Raw genomic sequence first — 16,557 nt, 5'->3', positions numbered from 1 at the left:
TTGCTCATGCTTTTGCGTTGGGGTCGCGCGGGCCTGGCTTCGGGCGGCGATGATGCAAAGGAAGCCTTCACACCACCCGCTTTATCAAGGTGTCCAGCGATACATCAGCACCTTGCCGCGCGCGTCTTCCTCGACGAACACCAGGTACTCGCCGTTCGCGCGCTTCGCCGCGCTGATGCCGTTGGGCACATCGACCCAGCCCGACGCGCGCCCCACTTCCGGGCCCGGACGGATCACGCCCAGTTCCTTGCCGCTGTCCTTGTCCCACACGTGCACCGCGCCGACCGGTTCGACGCCGAAGATGTATTGCCCTTCGACGGTCAGGCCGATGATCGTCGCGATGGGTTTGCTCTGCGTCTGCCACGGCAGCGTGATCGCGTAGCGCTGAACCGGATTGCCGCTCGACCATTTGTCGTAGCGCACCAGCACGCGTCCCACTTCTTTCCAGAAGCCGCGATCGACTGGCGTGTCGGGCGTATAGCCGCTCACGTACAGCGAATCGGTGGCGGGGTCGTAGATCGCGCGATGCAGTTCCGTGAACGGTTGCGGCACCGGGTACTGCGTCAGGTCCGAGTACGAATAGACCGGATTGCCCTTCGCATCCAGCCCGCCGAAACGGAAGCGATAGATGCCCTTGGTGTCGCGCGTGCGCCAGATGTCGCCGTTGGTATCGACCCACCAGCCCCAGCCGCCCGCGAGCTTCGTGCCGCTCGTGTTGAGCGTGAATTCGGTGCTGTCGAAGCGGCCGTCGCCGTTCGTATCGCGCCAGATCCAGTCGCCGCCCGGCGGCGCATTCGGCACCTTCGCGACCCCGCGCTCGCGGCCCGCGATGAAGCCCGACGGAATCGCCGTTTCGCCGTCATGCTGCGGATCGAAGCGATAGATCTTCAGATGGTCCGCATACATGTCCGTCAGGTACAGGAACGTGCGGCCCTTCAGCTTGCGGGCGATCGGCAGGCCCGGATACTGGTCGGTGTGAAAGACCGGATCGTCCGGATATCTGAAGCGATTCGACAGGAATCCTGCGTATTTCCAGTCCTGTCCGGCGGGCTTCGACAGATCGAGTTCGAAGCGCTTGTTGCCGGTATAGACGCTGTCCGGCCGCGACGGATCGATCCACGCGCCGTCGACGAACAGCAGCCCCTGCACCTGCCAGTTCTGTCTGCCGTCGGGCGCATAGCTCTCCAGCGTCGCGCCGAGTCCCGCGCCGATTGGCTCGTAGCGCGGACCGATACCGTTGGTCGATACATAGACGTTGCCGCGCCCATCCACGCCGACGCTGGTCAGTCCGTTAAAGCGCCGCGGTCCCGGCTTGCCCGCGATGCCGCTGAAGATGCCGCCTTTCTCGCCAAGCGTGCCGGACTCCGTATAGCGGCCATCGTTCTTCGTGAAGAACAGCACCTGCTGGCGCGGACCGTTGTCGGCGATCAGGATGCGGCCTTGCGCGTCGACGGTGAGATCGACCGCCACCGTGTCGGCCGGCAGCGCGAAGTTTTCTTCGATGCGCTGGCCGGTTGCGGTGTAGTGCTCGACGTGCGGCGCGCGGTCGTTGCGCGTGCCGCTCAGCACCCACAGCGTGCCGTCGGGCGCGAGCGCGATGCGGCCTGGCTCGTGCACGGTCCATGCGGCCTTCTTCTGCATCGACTCGGCGTCGTACACCTCGATGCGATCGCGCGCAGTGTTCGACGCGAACAGCGTGGTCTCGTTGGCCGCCAGGCCGCCGATTTCCGCGCTCGTGCCGGTTGGCACTTCGTTCATCATCAGGAAGCCCGCCGCGAGTTGCGCATGCGGGTCCGCGCTTTTCGCGGCGGGCTGGAACGGCGCGGCACGTTTCGGATCGGCGATCTGGCGGCGCGAAATACCGAACCATTGCTTGCCCTTCTCCGGCCACACGCCCTGCTCGACCAGCCGCCCCTTTTCGTTGCCGACCGCGATCGCCACGAACGCATACTTGCGATTGACCGCGATCGCACTGCCGCCGCTATTGCCCCAGCCATGCGTGCCGCCCGCGAAGCCGAGCATCTTGCCCTTCTGATAGACGCTGGCCTCCGCGCCGCTCTCGTCCCAGGGCGCGTTGGTGTAGACCTTGCCGTCGGGCGCCACCGCGATCGCGGTGATGTTGATCTGCGCCCATGTGCCGTCACCGAAACCGAAGCTGTTGCCGATCCATGAGGTCTTCGCGTTCAACGCTGTTTCCGCGCAAGCCGTGAAACTGACCGATCCCGCAGCCAGTCCGGCGGCGCACGCCAATACGGCGAGCCAGCTTTTGAACGTGAAACGGAGCAAGGTAGATCCTCCAGTCAGCGCCGCGCTCGGGCACGAGCCCGCGCGGATAAAAAATCAATTGATGTGGCGGGCCACGCAGCCGGAAGCCACGCAAGAAAACCGTGCGGCCGATTCGTGCAGGAAGGACGGATGCGCTGCCGCACGGCGAGGCGATGTTCGTGGCCGGCGGCCGTCATGTCATGACCGCCACCACCCATCCGGATGCCTGACGACGCGTGCCGTGTGCGGCCCGCGCGCGGTCCCGGACATGCCAATCCGCACGGCTCACATTACGCGGAAAAAACGCCGCGACGAAAATCGAAAATAATTCAAAAATATTCGATGCTTTAAGCGTGACGAAAGAAAGTGATTTAAAAATCAATTAAATTGAAATGCGTTACGGCGCGTAATGTACCGGACCTGCAATGAACCCGCGCTGTGCGCTTTATCCCCATCTTTACCGATGCGCCGGCCCACTCCTGGCAGTTATTACGCATCACGCGAAGGTCTGCGCGCAAGCATATAAATCCATTTCTAATGGATAACGAAACACCCTGTTGCAATCTGATTCACTTCTCTTATTCATTACCGTTTTTTCGCGATTTTCTTTTCCCTAGAATCGACTGCACTTCCGTTGCGACGCGAAGCGAGTACGCGTGTTCCGTGTGGAATCACGTGTGACGCTTCGCCCGGCCCATCCGCTTCACACCATGGACGGTTCATGACAGCCAGCGCATTGCCCCTCGCGCCTACCCACTCCCGCATCGTGCAGCTCGACGGCCTGCGCGCCATCGCCGTGCTCGCGGTCTTCGCGCAGCACGCGCTGAAGGCGCCGCTGTGGATGGGTGTCGATCTGTTTTTTGTTTTGAGCGGCTTTCTGATCAGCGGCATCCTGCTCGATCGCAAGGAACGCCAGTTGCCGTATTTCCGCTACTTTTACGCGCGCCGCGCGCGGCGCATCCTGCCGCCGTACGTGCTGCTGATGGTGGTGTCGTCGTTGCTGTTCGGCCTCGCGTGGGCGCAGCACTGGTACTGGTACGCGTTCTTCGCGACCAATATCGGCGACGCGCTCAATCAGAGCGGTCACGACAGCCTGAATGTGCTGTGGTCGCTCGCGGTCGAGGAGCAGTTCTATATTTTCTGGCCGTTCGTGATCCTGCTGGTGCCCGAGCGTCTGCTCGGCTATGTGGCGGCCGCGCTGGTCGTGCTGGTGCCGGTGCTGCGCGCAGTCGCCACGCCGTGGTTCGATTCGTTCTGGCCGATCTATTACCTGACGCCGTTCCGCATGGACCTGCTCGCGGCCGGCGCGCTGCTGGCGGTCGCGGTGCGGCGCGATCGCGACGCGCTGGAGCCGTTCAAGGGTCTCGCGGTGCTCGGCTTCTTCGCCGCGCTCGCCGTGCTCGCGTGGCTGCATCTGCACTTCCCGCGTTTTCGCGCGGCCAATACGCCGCTCTCGAATGCGGGGCTCTATAGCATTTCGTTGGTGCTTTGTACTTCGGTCGTGGTCATCGCTCTGCAAAGCAAGGGCATCGTCAAACGGCTGCTGTGCAATCCGGTGCTGGTCTATATCGGCACCATCAGCTACACAATTTACCTGATTCATCTGAGCGTGCTGTACGTGCTGTGGCCGCTGCATCTGAACCGCTATGTGACCGCCGCGCTCGCACTCGCGATCACGCTCGTCTATTCGAGCATCACCTGGTTCGCGTTCGAGAAGCGGTTGATCTTCTGCGCGCGTGGCAAGGCGCATTCGCAAATGCAGGCGCAGACCCACGCGCATGCGCCGGGCGGCGGGGTCGCCGGGGCTCGCGCTGCGCGGCAAGCACCGCAAAGCCGCGCATGAGCCGCCGTGAATGGGTTCGCGCGAGCGTGAGCGCTGGGGCGTCGGCGTCAGGTTCGCTTGTGCGGGCGCGTGTGAATCCGCTCGTGGGTGCATTGATGAGCGCGCTTGTGTTCGCACTCGCACTAGCACCTGCGGCCTTCTCCGTCCGTGCCAACGCGGCGCAAAAGCCGCAAGCACCGCAGCCGCAGGCACAAACGCAAATCCGGATCGACGCATACGGCGATTCGACCACGCTCGGCATCACCTGCAGCGAAGGCCACTGCGGGCCGCAGCCGCAAAACGCCGTGTCTTATCTGCAACAGGACTTGCACACGCATTACGGCGATCGCGTGCGCGTCGAGAACTTCGGCGTAGGCGGCACGATGGCCACGCAACTGCGCGACGGCACCGGCAACCGGCGCGCCGGCCCGAGCGCCGGTCTGCCTTGGCAAGAACGCCTCGCGGCGTCGCCTGCGCAGATCGTGTTGATCAACTACGGCATCAACGAAGTGATGCAGAACCAGACGCCCGAGCAGTTCTACGCAGCCGAAACAGCGCTCGTGAAAACCGCTCGCGCGCTCGGCAAGCAGCCGGTTCTGCAGACCTCGAATCCGATGCCCGACAACCAGCTCAACGCGCGGCTCGCCGCGATGGTCGCGATGACGCGCCGCGTGGCCGCCGAACAGCAAGTGCCGCTCGTCGACCAGTTCGCCTACGTCAGCCGTCTGCCGGACTGGCAGACGCTGATGTCCGACGGCGCGCATCCGAAGCCGGACCTGTACCGGCTCAAGGCCGAACAGGATTATCAGGTCGTCGAACCTCTGGTGCGGCGACTGCTGGACGCCGCGCTCTGAAGCTCTTTTTCAAGCGCGCTTCGCGAGGCCCCGCTGGTGACTCCCACTGGCGACGTTCGCGGATCGTGCTTCTGAAATGCGCTTCCGAGTGTGCCGATGAAATGCGCCCTGACCGGCGCGAATGCTTCTTCCTTTTTTCTTTTAACAATCTCGAAGGCAAGCTATGAGCCAACCACGCAAAGCGATCATCACCGGCGTATCCGGACAGGACGGCGCCTATCTGACCAAACTGCTGCTCGAAAAGGGCTATCACGTGACCGGCACTTACCGGCGCACCAGCTCGGTCAATTTCTGGCGCATGCGTGAGCTCGGCGTGCTCGACCATCCGAATCTGCGGCTGGTCGAACACGACCTGACCGACCTCGGCTCCACGCTGCGCCTGCTCGAAGGCGCACAGGCCGACGAGCTGTACAACCTCGCCGCGCAGAGCTTCGTCGGCGTCTCGTTCGACCAGCCCGTGACCACTGCGGAAGTGACCGGCGTCGGCGCGCTGAATCTGCTGGAAGGCCTGCGCATTCTGAGCCCGAAGACGCGCTTCTACCAGGCGTCGACGTCGGAGATGTTCGGCCTCGTGCAGGCGGTTCCGCAACGCGAGAGCACGCCCTTCTATCCGCGCAGCCCGTACGGCGTCGCCAAGCTGTTCGCGCACTGGTCGACCATCAACTATCGCGAGTCGTACAACCTGTTCGCGAGCAGCGGGATTCTGTTCAACCACGAATCGCCGCTGCGTGGCCGCGAATTCGTCACCCGCAAGATCACCGACACGGTCGCGAAGATCAAGCTCGGCAAGCAGGACGTGCTGGAGTTGGGCAACCTGAGCGCGCAGCGCGACTGGGGCTTCGCGCTCGAATACGTCGAAGGGATGTGGCGCATGCTGCAAGCCGACACGCCCGACACCTTCGTGCTCGCCACCGGCCGCACCGAGACGGTTCGTGATTTCGTGCGCATGGCGTTCGCCGCCGCGGGTTATCAGATCGAATGGTCGGGCAAGGACGAGCGCGAAACCGGCATCGACGTCGCGACCGGCAAGACGTTGGTGCGCGTGAATCCGAAGTTCTATCGACCGGCCGAAGTGGACCTGCTGATCGGCTGCGCGGACAAGGCCCGCGACACGCTCGGCTGGCAGCCGCAAACCACGCTCGAACAGCTGTGCCACATGATGGTTCACGCGGACATCGGCCGCAACGAGCATCACGAGACGTTCTGATTTCGAACCTCTGTGAAAAAAAAAGCGCGGCCGGTTGGCCGCGTTTTTTTGCGCCGTGGGTTGCCGCCACACGCTGACGGCAACCGGCAAACTCAGTGCACCCCACCCGCCGCGATCGCCTCGCTATACACCGACGCTACCCGCTTCGCGATCACCGCGTTATCGAAGTTCTCACGCGCGTAACGGCGGCACGCATCCGCATCCGGCAGCTTCAGCGAGCCGTTCAGCGCCCCCGCCAGCCCGTCCGCGATCGCCTTCGCGCCCGTTTCCGGCAACACCAGATTCGGCGACAAGCCTGCCACCGCTTCCGGCAACCCGCCCACCGGCGTCACCAGCACGGGCGTACCCGACGCGAGCGATTCGACCGTGATGAGCCCAAAGCCTTCGAGCGCGACCGTCGGCACCACGCTGATATTCGCCGCGCGATACAGCGCCGCCAGATGCTGATCGGGCACGAAGCCCAGCAGCTTCACGTTGTCTTCCAGCCCCGCTGCGCTGATGCGCGCCTGCAACTCGCCTTCGAGCCGCCCCTTGCCCGCGATCAGCAACAGTACGTCGGGCGCGCTGCGCTTGAGCAGCTTCACCGCGTCGATCAGATCTTCGAGACCCATGCGGCGAACGAGACGCCGCACCGCCAGCACGATCGGCCGGTCTTGCGGCAATTGCAGCTTCAGACGGGCCTCGGCGGGCGTGATCGGCAGATTGAACTGCTCGACATCGACACAACCGGGCACCACGCGCACGCGCTCCGGCGCGATCCGGTAGCGCGACGTCAAAATCTTGCCGAACGCGTCCGACAGCACGATCAGCCGCGACGAGCGCGCATACACCGACTGCTCCAGATAGCGCTTGGCGCGCTGGCCGAGCGAATCCGCGCCTTCGACGTGGCTCTCGTCGGCCCACGGCCCCTGAAAATGCGAGACCTGCGGAATGCCGCGCGTCACGTCCAGTCCCGGAAACGTGTACAGCGCGAAGTGCGACGAAATCACATCCGGCCGCGACATGCTGATTTCCTGGCGCAGCGCGCGGCGTGCCGCCATCAGCCGCAACGGCAGCGATTGCGCGGCCGAACCGAAGCCATTGATGGCGCCGCCGGTGTCCGCGGCCACTTTCGGCGAGCCGGCCACCACGCCGCGCACCGCGACGCCCGCGCCCGGCAGCGCGCCGACCAGCGAGTAGTACATGCGGTCGAGGCCGCCCGCGCGTTCGGGAAACCAGTGCATCCCGATCTGCAGCGATTTGATTGAGCTCGTCGTCATGGTTTTGCCCCTGTGCGTTCTGAGAGTTGTGTTGATGAAGCGCCGAGTGAATGCGCGGCACAGCACGTCGCAGCGAGCTGGCGCACCGATACGCGTTGCGTCATTCCGCGCTCTTCTGTCCGGCCAGCGTGTTGAGCGTCAACGCGTCGGTCTTGGCGGCCGCCGACGCTTCCGCCTCGCTGCGCCGGCGGTTTTCCTGTTGCCCGGCCAACTGCCGGTACAGCGCGATGTACTGCGCGGCCATGCGCGCCCAGCCGAAGCCGGTGGCGAGCTGATTGGCGGCGATGCCCATCGCGCGGCGCGCGTCGTCGTCGCCCGCGAGGCGCGCGACCGCGCCGGCCAATGCCTTAGGGTCGTCCGGATCGTCGAGCACGATGCCGCACTCCGGCGTGATGATCTCGGCGCCGCCCGCGGTGCGCGCGGTGACCACCGGCAAGCCGGCCGCCATCGCTTCGAGCAGGGACAGGCTCATCGCCTCATAGCGCGACGGGAACACGAACGCGTCGACCGAATGCATCAGCACCGGCATCTCCTTGACCAGCCCGAGAAAATGCACACGATGCGCGATGCCGAGCGCCTTCGCTTCGTCCGGATACGGGCTGCCCGGCAGGAAGCCCGCCACCGCGATCTGCACGTGCTCCGGCAGATGCTTGAGCGCGGCCAGCACAGTGCCGAGATTCTTGCGCGGCGTGCGCAGGTCGCCGACGAACAGCAGCAGGAACGCGTCCTTCGGCAGGCCGAATTTCTCGCGGTTGCCGGTGGCCGCCGCGAAGCCCTGCGTGTCGACGCCGTTGTAGATCACGTCCACGCGGTTGTGGGGCGTCAGCCCGATCGCGCGGATTTCGTCGGCGACCTTCTGCGACACCGCCGTGATGACTTTCGAGCGCCGGTAGGCCCAGCGTTCGAGCAACGCGTTGCAGCGCGTATACACCGACTGATACGCGGACCACACGCCCTTGGTCAGCCCGAACGGGTAGTACTTGCTGCCGAACCAGCCGCTGTGCACGAAGTGCGACGTGTTGACGTCGGCGGGCATCCACGTGATGAAGCCGTTCACGTGCAGCACGTCGAATTCGAGGCGATGCGCGCGCAGCCACAGCGCGCTCTTGAACGCGAACACCTGCTGGCGCAGCAGATTGGTGGGCCACCAGCGGCCGATTTTCACCGGCGCCCAGCGGACGTTCGGATGCGCGAGCAACTCAGGCGCGACGTGCGACGCGACCAGCGTGACGCCGATGTTCTCGTCGAGGGCGGCGCGCGCGATCTCGTGGTTGACGCGCCCCTGGCCGTCGTTATGGCGCACTACGTGCGTGACAATGGCGACTCTCAATCAGTGCCTCCGTGGAGAAATGGCGTGCGGCGGCGATTCATCTTGTCGTGATGGACCGCGGAAAGAATCGAAAAAACACTCATGAAAAGCAGAAGTCCGCCGGTGCCGACCAGCGAGTTGGTGAACACCAGCATCGCGAAGGTCGCGAGACTCAGGCTCAGGCACGCTGACACGAATTTGTCGTCGCGCAATTTGAACGACGCGAGCACCGCGCGCGTGAGCAGCCAGACGATGCCCGACATGTACAGCAGCGTGCCGGGCCAGCCGAGCACGAACGGGATGTTCATCACGCCGCTGTCGAAGTTGCCGTACTGGCCGAGCTGGCCGCCGTCGTTCGACAGCTTGGTCGAGGTGCCGGTCGCGCCCATGCCCTCGCCGGCCACGTCGGTGAACGCGGTCTTCGCGAAGGTCGCGTAGAACTCGTTGCGGGCGGCGTAGCTCTGGTCGTCGTTCAGGTTGACGATGGTGTCAAGGCGCGCCTGCATCCGCTCGGCCACCGGGCCGACCGCCAGCAGCGGCACGCACAGGCCTGCGAGCAGCACCGCACTGCCGACGATGCGCACGCGCACCTTGTTGTTCGCCTTCACGAGCTGGATCAAGAGCGCGATGACCCAGCCGCCCCACGTCGAGCGCACGAGGCTCAGCGCGAACGCGAAGAAGCCGAGCGCCGCGGCGACCCAGCGCACGCGGTGGGTCGCCGCCATCACGAAGACCATCGCGCCCATCATCGCGAACGCGAACGGTCCCGACGAATTCATCGTGCTGAACACGCGCACGCCCATCGGCACAGGGTCGCCTTGCGAGTTCATCTGCGAGCCGAGCATCCACAGCACGTCCCACTGCGGCATGATGAAGAACTGGATCAGCCCGTAGCCGCCCATCGCCAGCATGCCCCAGATGAACGTGTTGACGATGGTGTCGCGGTACTGCGGATACTGGCGCGTGTGCGCCATGATGTGAAAGCCGATCAGGATCGGATAGAGCCAGTTGGCTAGGTCGTAGGTGGCCGCGAGCGGGCCGCTCGACATCACGCCGACCATGAACGCGTAGACGAGGCCGAGCAGGATCAGCAGCACCGGCAGGCCGCGCCGCTGCGCGAGCAGTTTGTAGTAGCGCAGCAGCGACAGCGCGCTGATCATCGTGACCGCGAGCGGCGCGACCTGGATCAGGCTGGTCGGCGTGAACGAGCCTTTGGACCAGTCGGCCAGACGCCGCACTTCGGGGCTCAGAAACCACAGCCACCACATGAAGCCGATGTAGCGCGCCGGGCTTTTGAAGTAGAGCCACAGGCCCGTGAGGATCGCGAGCACCGGAAACGCGAGCGTGAGCACCGTGCCCTGATGCGCGACGATCAACACCGCCGTGACCAGCCACAGCAACAGCGCCGGCAGCCAGTCGCGCCGGCTGCCGGACAGCAGCCGCGCGGGGCCGCTTGCTGCCGAAGCGTCGGGAACGCCGGCTCGCGGAATCGTCGACATCGTTCAGAGGCCTCCGCGTGATTCGCGCGCGGGCGCGCGTGGGGTTTGCGCGGGCTTCGGTGCGTGGGTCTGGGCGGCGGTCGGGGTACGCCCTTGCGCGTGCGTGCGTGCCTGTGTTTGCGTTTGTGTCTGCGTGTTCGCCTCGCCCTGCGCACGCGCGCGCAGCATCTCCCGCGTAATCCGCACGTGCTGCATCGCGTAGTGCTGCGTGGTCAGATCGCGCGACAGCAAACCGGCAGCCGCCGCCTGCGCCTGGCGCAACGCGTCGGCTGGCGATGCGGCGAGTTTGTCGGCCGCGTCGCGCAACGCCTGCGGATCGAACGGCGGAATATAGGCCACCTCGTCCGCCGGAAAATAATCCTGCAACGCGCCGACGTTCGTCACCACCATCGGCTTGCCGACCGCCGCCGCTTCGAGCATCACGGTGATGCCCGAAGCGTGCGAATTCGGCCGCAACGGCACGACGATCACATCGGCCCAGTCGTACAGTTCGTGCTGCTTCTTGATGCCCGAGAATAGCGCGATCTCCACGTTCGGCGCGCGCAGCGACGCGGGTATGCGCCGCCGCGTCGCGAGCTTCACCGTGTAGCGCGGATCGTTGCCGAATGCCTTGATGAGCGTCTCCCAGTCGCGGTCGCGGTCGTTGCCGATCGCGGCGATGCGCAGCGGCGTATGCGGCGTCCATTGCGCCGGCGCGTTGACGGGGAAGTCGCGTGTGTTCAGGCCGTACAGCAGCGGCTGCGCGTCACGGCCGAAATAGCGCTGGCACAGCCCGGCGTTTTCGCTGGCGAGCGTGGTCAGCTGATCGGCGCGGCGCATCAGCTTGCGATACAGCCAGCTGCGCAAAATCCCATACGTAGGCCACTTATCGAGCAGCCAGACGCTTTGCGCGAGCAGCAGCGGCGACGCGCCCGCGCCCGCCTTGCGGCCGCTCAAAAGCAGCATCAGCGCGGCGGACAGCCATTCCTGTTCGGTGTGCGTCCAGATCACGTCCGAGCGCAGCATCTCGGCGCGGTTGCGCCACGTGTGGATGAAGTCGAACCCCAGCGCCGCCTTCAGCGCGCGGCGCAGCAGCCGCACCGGTTTGCCTTCGCGCGCGTCCTGCGAATAGGTCAGCTTGAACTCATCGGACTCGGCGTGGTGATAGCCGTACAGACAGCCGATGTTGTCGCCCGGCCGGTAAAAACGCGGGTCGGCGCCGTAAAACAGATGAACGTGAACTTTCGTACTCATGCAGACACTCCGCTCTGCCGGTGGAAAGAGGCATCGGCGGCCCTGGCGGGGGCCCCAGGCCGATGCGCGAACGTGGGGGTTGCGGCGTGGCTCACGCGGCTCGGGTCACTCGCGACAGCGCGCGGCGCGCCTCGTGCGCGCCGTTGCGCACCGCGCGCCAGCGCGACAGCTTCAGCCCCGCCTGCTTCGAAACCAGCGCGAGCGCCGCATGCGTGAGCCCCGGATAGAGCCGCGTGCCAACCAGCGTCCACCACCACCACGCGGTTTCGCGGCGCAGCGGCGGCAACTGGTCGCGCAGGATCAGATGGAAGTTGAACGCGGCATTGCGCAATGCCGTCATGGTTTGCGCGTCGCGGCGGTCGTCGTCGAAACGCTCGGCCGGGAAGTGATCGACCGCCACGCGCGGGTCGTACATCAGCTTCCAGCCGGCGTTCTTCACCGCGAGGCTGAACGCCATGTCGTTGTGGACCTGCGCGCCCGCGCCGCGCAGGCGTGCGTCGAAGCGGATCGTGCGTACCGCGTCGCGCCGGTAGCTCATGTTGGCGCCCTTCAGGATGTCGACTTCGCGCGCGCTGCCCACCCCGAGATGATGATTGCCGATGATCTTGCCGTGCGCGGTCACCTTGCCCACCAGCGGCCGCTCGCCGTCCAGCACGCGGCCCTTCTCGTGCACCCAGTCACGCCCGCCGAGCGCGCCCAGACGCGCGTCGCTCGCGAACGCGGCGGCGATCCGCTCGACCCAGTCGGCGTGCGGCGCGGCGTCGTCGTCGGTGATCGCGATCACGTCGCCGCTCGCGGCATCGAGCCCGCGATTGAGCGCGGCGACCTGGCCGGGCACGCCGACCGGCGCGATCACGAGCGGCAGCTTGCCCGGCACGGCCGGGTCGCGCAGACACGCATGCGTCGCGTCGTCGTCGGCGCGCGCCACCACCACCACTTCGTCCGGCACGCGCGACTGTCGTTGCAGCGCCGCGAGGCAGCGCACCAGATCGGCCGGGCGGCGGTAGGTCGGAATCAGTACCGTCACTTTCATCGTGATGTCCTTTTTTATCGTCGTTGCGCTGGAGTCAGAGCGTTCGGAGCGCGCGCGGCGCTCAGGTGCTCAGGTATTCCTGAACCGCCGCATAGCCGCGGTCGTAGCCGCCGCGCGAGCGCGCCGGCATGCCGTTGAAGATGCCGCCCTGCACGTGCACGCCCGCCGCGCGCAGACGCTTGAGCGCGCCGGCGATCTCGCCTTCGGAGTGCATTCCCGAGCGCATCACGAAGAAGGTCGAGCCGGCATACGCGCCGAGGATCGACGCATCGGTCACGGCCAGCACCGGCGGCGTGTCGATCAGGATCACGTCGTAGCGTTTGGCGAGCCCGTCGAGGTATTGCGGCAGACGCGGCGACATCAGCAGCTCCGACGGATTGGGCGGACGGCGGCCACACGAGATGAAGCTGAGGCCTTCGATGTTCGAGATGCGAATCGCCTCTTCCAGCGAGATCTGGCCGCTCAGCAGTTCGGACAGGCCGTTGTCCTGCGGGCCGCCGAGGTAGCGTTCGAGCACGCCGCGCCGCATGTCGCCGTCGATCAGCAGCACGCGCTTGCCCGAATTGGCGAGCAGCACCGCGAGATTGGCCGTCAGGAAGCTCTTGCCGACGCCGGCCATCGGGCCGGTCAGCATGACGATGCAGTTGCGCGCATCCATCATCGTGAACTGCATCGAGGTGCGCAGGCTGCGCAGGCTTTCGATCGTCACGTCCTTCGGACGCGCGTTCGCCAGCACCGAGCGCAGCCGTTCGCCGCCGCGCTGGAACGCGCTTTCGAGTTGCGCCTGCTCGGCGCTTTGCGGCACGAGGCCGAACACCGGCAGATGGAACGCGCGCTCGATGTGATCGGGGTCGTCGATGCCCTTGAACATATTGCGGCGCATGAACACGAAACCCGTGCCCGCGATCAGCCCGAGAATCACCGCCGCCGACAGGATCAGCATCTTTTTCGGCTTGACCGGCGCGCCGGGACGCAGCGCGGCGTCGACGATATGCACGTTGCCGCCCGTGCCCGCCTTCTGCACCGACAGCTCCTGCACGCGGTTGAGCAGCAGTACGTAGATGTCTTCGGCGACCTTCGCGTCGCGCTGCAACTGCACCGCCTTCACTTCGGTGGCGGGCAGATCGCGGAAGCGGTCCGCGTATTTGGCGCGCTGCGCCTGCAACTCGGTCATCTGTTCACGCGCGGCCTTGAGCAGCGGGTGGTCGTCGCCGTAACGCTCGGTCAGTTGCGCCATCTGCAGGCGCAGGCCGGCGATCTGCTGCTCGTACTGCACGCTGCCTTCAAGGTACACCTTCGCTTCGTCGCTCGCGTTGATCGAGCCGGACTGGCGCTGATACGCGGTCAACGCGGCTTCGGCGCGTTCGAGATCGGACTTCAGGCGCGGCTCTTCGCTCTTCAGGAAGTCGAGCATCCTGATCGCGTCTTCCTGCTTGTTCGACACGTGCTGGCGCACATACGACTGCGCGAGCGCATTGGCGACCAGCGCCGCGTGCTCGGCGCTCTTGTCCTCCAGCGAGATCTGGATCACGCCGGTCTGCTTGCCCTGCTCCTGTACGCTGATGGCCGACTGGAACGCGGTGATCGCGTCGAGGTCGTTGGAGCGCACCACCGTGAATTCCTGGCCAGCACGCGCGACCAGCGTTTTGACGAGCATCGTCACGCCGCCGCCTTGCGCCTGCTGGCCGACCTGGCCGCGCAGCAACAGCGCGCCGTTGGGCGCATACAACAGGTAGTGCTGGTCGTCGATCACGCGCAGCGTCAGCTTCTGGCCTTCGAGCGCGGGCGTCACGTCGATCGAATCGACTTCGACGTTCTCTCCGCCCCATGCATACGAGCTCAGTCCCAGCCACGCACGCGCCGGCTGGCCAGGCGTCGCCATGCGCGCAGCGATGCTGCCGAGCAGCGGAATCGTCTTCGGCGTGACGCTGAAGTTCAGCTTCAACTGCTGCACCACCGGGCCGACCACGCCGCGGCTCTTGATGATTTCGATTTCGGCGTCGGTCGGCAGCGAGCTGGAGCCGGTGGTGATCGCGGCGCCGGTCTGCGTCTGCGTGAGCGCTTGCGACGTGTTGTCGGACTGCTCGACCCGCACGTGCGCGTCGGCCGAATAGATCGGCTTGGCGAGGTAGCAGTACGCGGCGGCCATCGCGATGATCACGCCGGCGATCGCGAGCAGCCACCAGATGTCGTCGAGGATCACCTGCACCAGTTGTCCGAGGACGACGTCCTCTTCTTCGGTCTTGATCGGACCAGCCATGTGTGGAGAGATTTGATTGCTCACAATTCGATCCCGTATCGGTTGCTTCGGCGTTTGCTCTTGCATTGCTTCTGCGTTTTGCTTCGGTCCCGCGCCGCGCCCACTTAGGGGCGGCGCGGGCCTGTCTACTCAGAGGTTCAACGCGTCAGCTGCTTCAGGTAGAACAGCGTCTGCACGCTCGGCAGGACCTGCTGCAACACACGGTTGAAGGTGGTCGAAGCAGCGGTGCCGACATACACGACATCAAGCGGCTGCAACTGGAACTGCGAGGACAGCATGATCGAGTCCGGTTGCGTCATGTCGAGGCGGAATACTTCCGGCGTGGTCGGATGGTCGCGCATGCCGCGCATCACGAAGATCTGACGCGGATTGGCGTCGGTGTCGAGGATGCCGCCACCCTGCGTCAGCGCGTCGGCGATCGTCATCCGGCCTCGGATAATCGGCAGCTGGATCGGCGTCTTCACTTCACCCATCACGAAGATGCGGGCGTCGGTACGGTCCGGCACATTGATCATGTCGCCGTTTTGCAGCATCACGTTCTGCGTGGTGTCGCCGCGATCGAGCATGCGGTCGGCGTCGAGCACGTAGAGCTTGTTGTTGCGCGTGAGGCGCACGCGCTGGATATCGGCGTCCGGGTTCGTACCGCCCGAGCGCGTGATCGCGTCGACCAGCGTGAGCGGCACGTCGCTGATAGCAAGCGGTCCCGGGGTCTTCACTTCGCCGGTCACCTGGACTTTCTGGCCGCGATACGAGAGCACGCGTACGTCGACCTGCGGATTGCGGATATAGCGCACCAGCCCGGTTGCGAGCTGATCGCGCAGCTCGCTCGTGGTTTTGCCGGCAGCCTTGATGCGGCCGACAAACGGGAAAAAGATCGTGCCGTCGGCGGCGATGGTCTGGCCGTACGGATCGGCCTGGCCAGGGAGCGCCGCCGTATACGGCTGCTGCAACGCACCGCCGATCGACTGCGTGGTGTTGCCGCCCGCCGACAGCGTGCTGCCTTGCGGGGTGGTCAGTTCAGGGTGATCCCACACGGTGATGCCGAGAATGTCCTGCGGCGAAAGCCGGTACACGTACTGCGACGGGTCGGTCAGATTCGAGGTCGGCAGCACCTGGGTCTTCGCGGCGGCGGCTTGCGCCTGCGAGACGATCAGGCTGGCGTCGATCAGATGGACCGGATACGTTTCGGTGGGCGCGCTCTGACCGTCTTCCTTCAGGCGCGACGTGTCGAGAAAGTTGCCCGGTGCGGTGGCGCAGGCCGACAGAAAGGACGTCAGCAAAAGCGAGGCGGCGAATTTCGCGCGGAAACTCGCGAGTGAGTTTGCAGTGAGTTTTTTCATCAGCATATTTTTTTCAGCCATCCCATGACCAGATGTTCGATGAGCACGAGACTCTCCCTGTATGCAGTTTCGGCGCCGCCGTGCGGATCGGCGACGTCGGAATCGTCTTCCCACTTGCCGAGCGCATAGACCTTGCCGCGCGAGGCCGGATCGAGCGCTTCGACGCCGCTCACCTGCGCGCGCTCGGTGACGAGCACCAGATCAGCGGCGCGCACGAGCTGGCGGTCAAGACGCCGCGAGTAATGAATGCCGGACGCGACGCCGCGCTCTGCAAGCAGGCGCTGCATCACCGGGTCCATGCCGTGGCCGTTCATCGCCCGCAGGCCCGCCGAATGAAACGCGATCGGCGCCGCCGCGCGCCCCGCCTGGACCGCCGCGCTCTGCTTTGCCTTGAACAGCATTTCCGCGGCGGGTGAACGGCACACGTTGGCATGACAGACAATCAGAACGTTGGCGAACATGGCGGGCTCCTGGGA

At 65.4% G+C, this 16,557-nt stretch carries 13 protein-coding genes; 3 read left to right on the top strand and 10 right to left on the bottom strand.

What is annotated here, in order from left to right:
- Positions 1-84 precede the first annotated feature (84 nt).
- Entirely contained in the window at positions 85-2,286 is a 2,202-nt protein-coding gene (locus P0D89_RS15335) for an NHL repeat-containing protein (RefSeq protein WP_408376890.1), read from the bottom strand.
- Between the two features lie 172 nt (positions 2,287-2,458).
- Positions 2,459-2,647 carry a hypothetical protein gene (locus tag P0D89_RS15330; RefSeq protein WP_408358132.1) on the bottom strand — a complete coding sequence of 63 codons (189 nt, stop codon included), beginning with the start codon at positions 2,645-2,647 and terminating at the stop codon, positions 2,459-2,461.
- Between the two features lie 339 nt (positions 2,648-2,986).
- On the opposite strand from P0D89_RS15330, the gene P0D89_RS15325 reads away from it, so the two are divergent.
- The 3 genes from P0D89_RS15325 (at position 2,987) to gmd (ending at position 6,148) form a co-directional block, all read left to right on the top strand.
- Positions 2,987-4,108, top strand: coding sequence for an acyltransferase family protein (locus P0D89_RS15325; protein ID WP_408358133.1), 1,122 nt, complete (start codon positions 2,987-2,989; stop codon positions 4,106-4,108).
- Between the two features lie 95 nt (positions 4,109-4,203).
- Positions 4,204-4,941 (top strand): SGNH/GDSL hydrolase family protein, encoded by a 738-nt coding sequence (locus P0D89_RS15320; protein WP_408358198.1) that lies wholly within the window; start codon positions 4,204-4,206, stop codon positions 4,939-4,941.
- Positions 4,942-5,104: 163 nt separating this feature from the next.
- Positions 5,105-6,148: a GDP-mannose 4,6-dehydratase gene (gmd, locus tag P0D89_RS15315; RefSeq protein ID WP_149670384.1), complete on the top strand. Its 1,044-nt coding sequence runs from the start codon at positions 5,105-5,107 to the stop codon at positions 6,146-6,148.
- A gap of 92 nt (positions 6,149-6,240) precedes the next feature.
- On the opposite strand, the gene P0D89_RS15310 is transcribed toward gmd, so the two are convergent.
- From P0D89_RS15310 to P0D89_RS15275, 8 genes are all read right to left on the bottom strand, one after another.
- Positions 6,241-7,407 (bottom strand): glycosyltransferase family 4 protein, encoded by a 1,167-nt coding sequence (locus P0D89_RS15310; RefSeq protein WP_408358134.1) that lies wholly within the window; start codon positions 7,405-7,407, stop codon positions 6,241-6,243.
- A 100-nt stretch (positions 7,408-7,507) separates the two neighbouring features.
- Complete coding sequence (locus P0D89_RS15305) at positions 7,508-8,737, bottom strand: glycosyltransferase family 4 protein (RefSeq protein ID WP_408358135.1); 1,230 nt, start codon at positions 8,735-8,737, stop codon at positions 7,508-7,510.
- The gene (locus P0D89_RS15300; protein WP_408358136.1) at positions 8,734-10,215 is read right to left on the bottom strand and encodes a glucose-6-phosphate isomerase; all 1,482 of its coding nucleotides are present in this window, start codon (positions 10,213-10,215) and stop codon (positions 8,734-8,736) included. The genes P0D89_RS15305 and P0D89_RS15300 overlap by 4 nt, the downstream gene beginning before the upstream one ends.
- A 3-nt stretch (positions 10,216-10,218) precedes the next feature.
- Positions 10,219-11,448, bottom strand: coding sequence for a glycosyltransferase (locus P0D89_RS15295; RefSeq protein WP_408358137.1), 1,230 nt, complete (start codon positions 11,446-11,448; stop codon positions 10,219-10,221).
- Between the two features lie 91 nt (positions 11,449-11,539).
- Entirely contained in the window at positions 11,540-12,481 is a 942-nt protein-coding gene (locus P0D89_RS15290) for a glycosyltransferase family 2 protein (RefSeq protein ID WP_408358138.1), read from the bottom strand.
- Between the two features lie 61 nt (positions 12,482-12,542).
- Complete coding sequence (locus P0D89_RS15285; protein WP_408376897.1) at positions 12,543-14,741, bottom strand: polysaccharide biosynthesis tyrosine autokinase; 2,199 nt, start codon at positions 14,739-14,741, stop codon at positions 12,543-12,545.
- A 137-nt stretch (positions 14,742-14,878) separates the two neighbouring features.
- Positions 14,879-16,087 (bottom strand): polysaccharide biosynthesis/export family protein, encoded by a 1,209-nt coding sequence (locus P0D89_RS15280; protein WP_408358139.1) that lies wholly within the window; start codon positions 16,085-16,087, stop codon positions 14,879-14,881.
- Positions 16,081-16,542 carry an arsenate reductase/protein-tyrosine-phosphatase family protein gene (locus P0D89_RS15275; RefSeq protein ID WP_408358140.1) on the bottom strand — a complete coding sequence of 154 codons (462 nt, stop codon included), beginning with the start codon at positions 16,540-16,542 and terminating at the stop codon, positions 16,081-16,083. Before P0D89_RS15275 ends, P0D89_RS15280 begins: the two co-directional genes overlap by 7 nt.
- Between the last annotated feature and the right edge of the window lie 15 nt (positions 16,543-16,557).

Source organism: Paraburkholderia sp. RL18-085-BIA-A, from assembly GCF_046027075.1.
GTDB lineage: Bacteria > Pseudomonadota > Gammaproteobacteria > Burkholderiales > Burkholderiaceae > Paraburkholderia.
This window is presented reverse-complemented; position numbering and strand designations above follow the sequence as displayed.

Bases quoted from the DNA above. Each gene is read 5' to 3' on its own strand.
- P0D89_RS15325 (WP_408358133.1), top strand. From the start codon at position 2,987: ATGACAGCCAGCGCATTGCCCCTCGCGCCTACCCACTCCCGCATCGTG.
- P0D89_RS15320 (WP_408358198.1), top strand. From the start codon at position 4,204: ATGAGCGCGCTTGTGTTCGCACTCGCACTAGCACCTGCGGCCTTCTCC.
- gmd (WP_149670384.1), top strand. From the start codon at position 5,105: ATGAGCCAACCACGCAAAGCGATCATCACCGGCGTATCCGGACAGGAC.
- P0D89_RS15310 (WP_408358134.1), bottom strand. From the start codon at position 7,407: ATGACGACGAGCTCAATCAAATCGCTGCAGATCGGGATGCACTGGTTT.
- P0D89_RS15300 (WP_408358136.1), bottom strand. From the start codon at position 10,215: ATGTCGACGATTCCGCGAGCCGGCGTTCCCGACGCTTCGGCAGCAAGC.
- P0D89_RS15295 (WP_408358137.1), bottom strand. From the start codon at position 11,448: ATGAGTACGAAAGTTCACGTTCATCTGTTTTACGGCGCCGACCCGCGT.
- P0D89_RS15290 (WP_408358138.1), bottom strand. From the start codon at position 12,481: ATGAAAGTGACGGTACTGATTCCGACCTACCGCCGCCCGGCCGATCTG.
- P0D89_RS15285 (WP_408376897.1), bottom strand. From the start codon at position 14,741: ATGGCTGGTCCGATCAAGACCGAAGAAGAGGACGTCGTCCTCGGACAA.
- P0D89_RS15280 (WP_408358139.1), bottom strand. From the start codon at position 16,087: ATGCTGATGAAAAAACTCACTGCAAACTCACTCGCGAGTTTCCGCGCG.
- P0D89_RS15275 (WP_408358140.1), bottom strand. From the start codon at position 16,542: ATGTTCGCCAACGTTCTGATTGTCTGTCATGCCAACGTGTGCCGTTCA.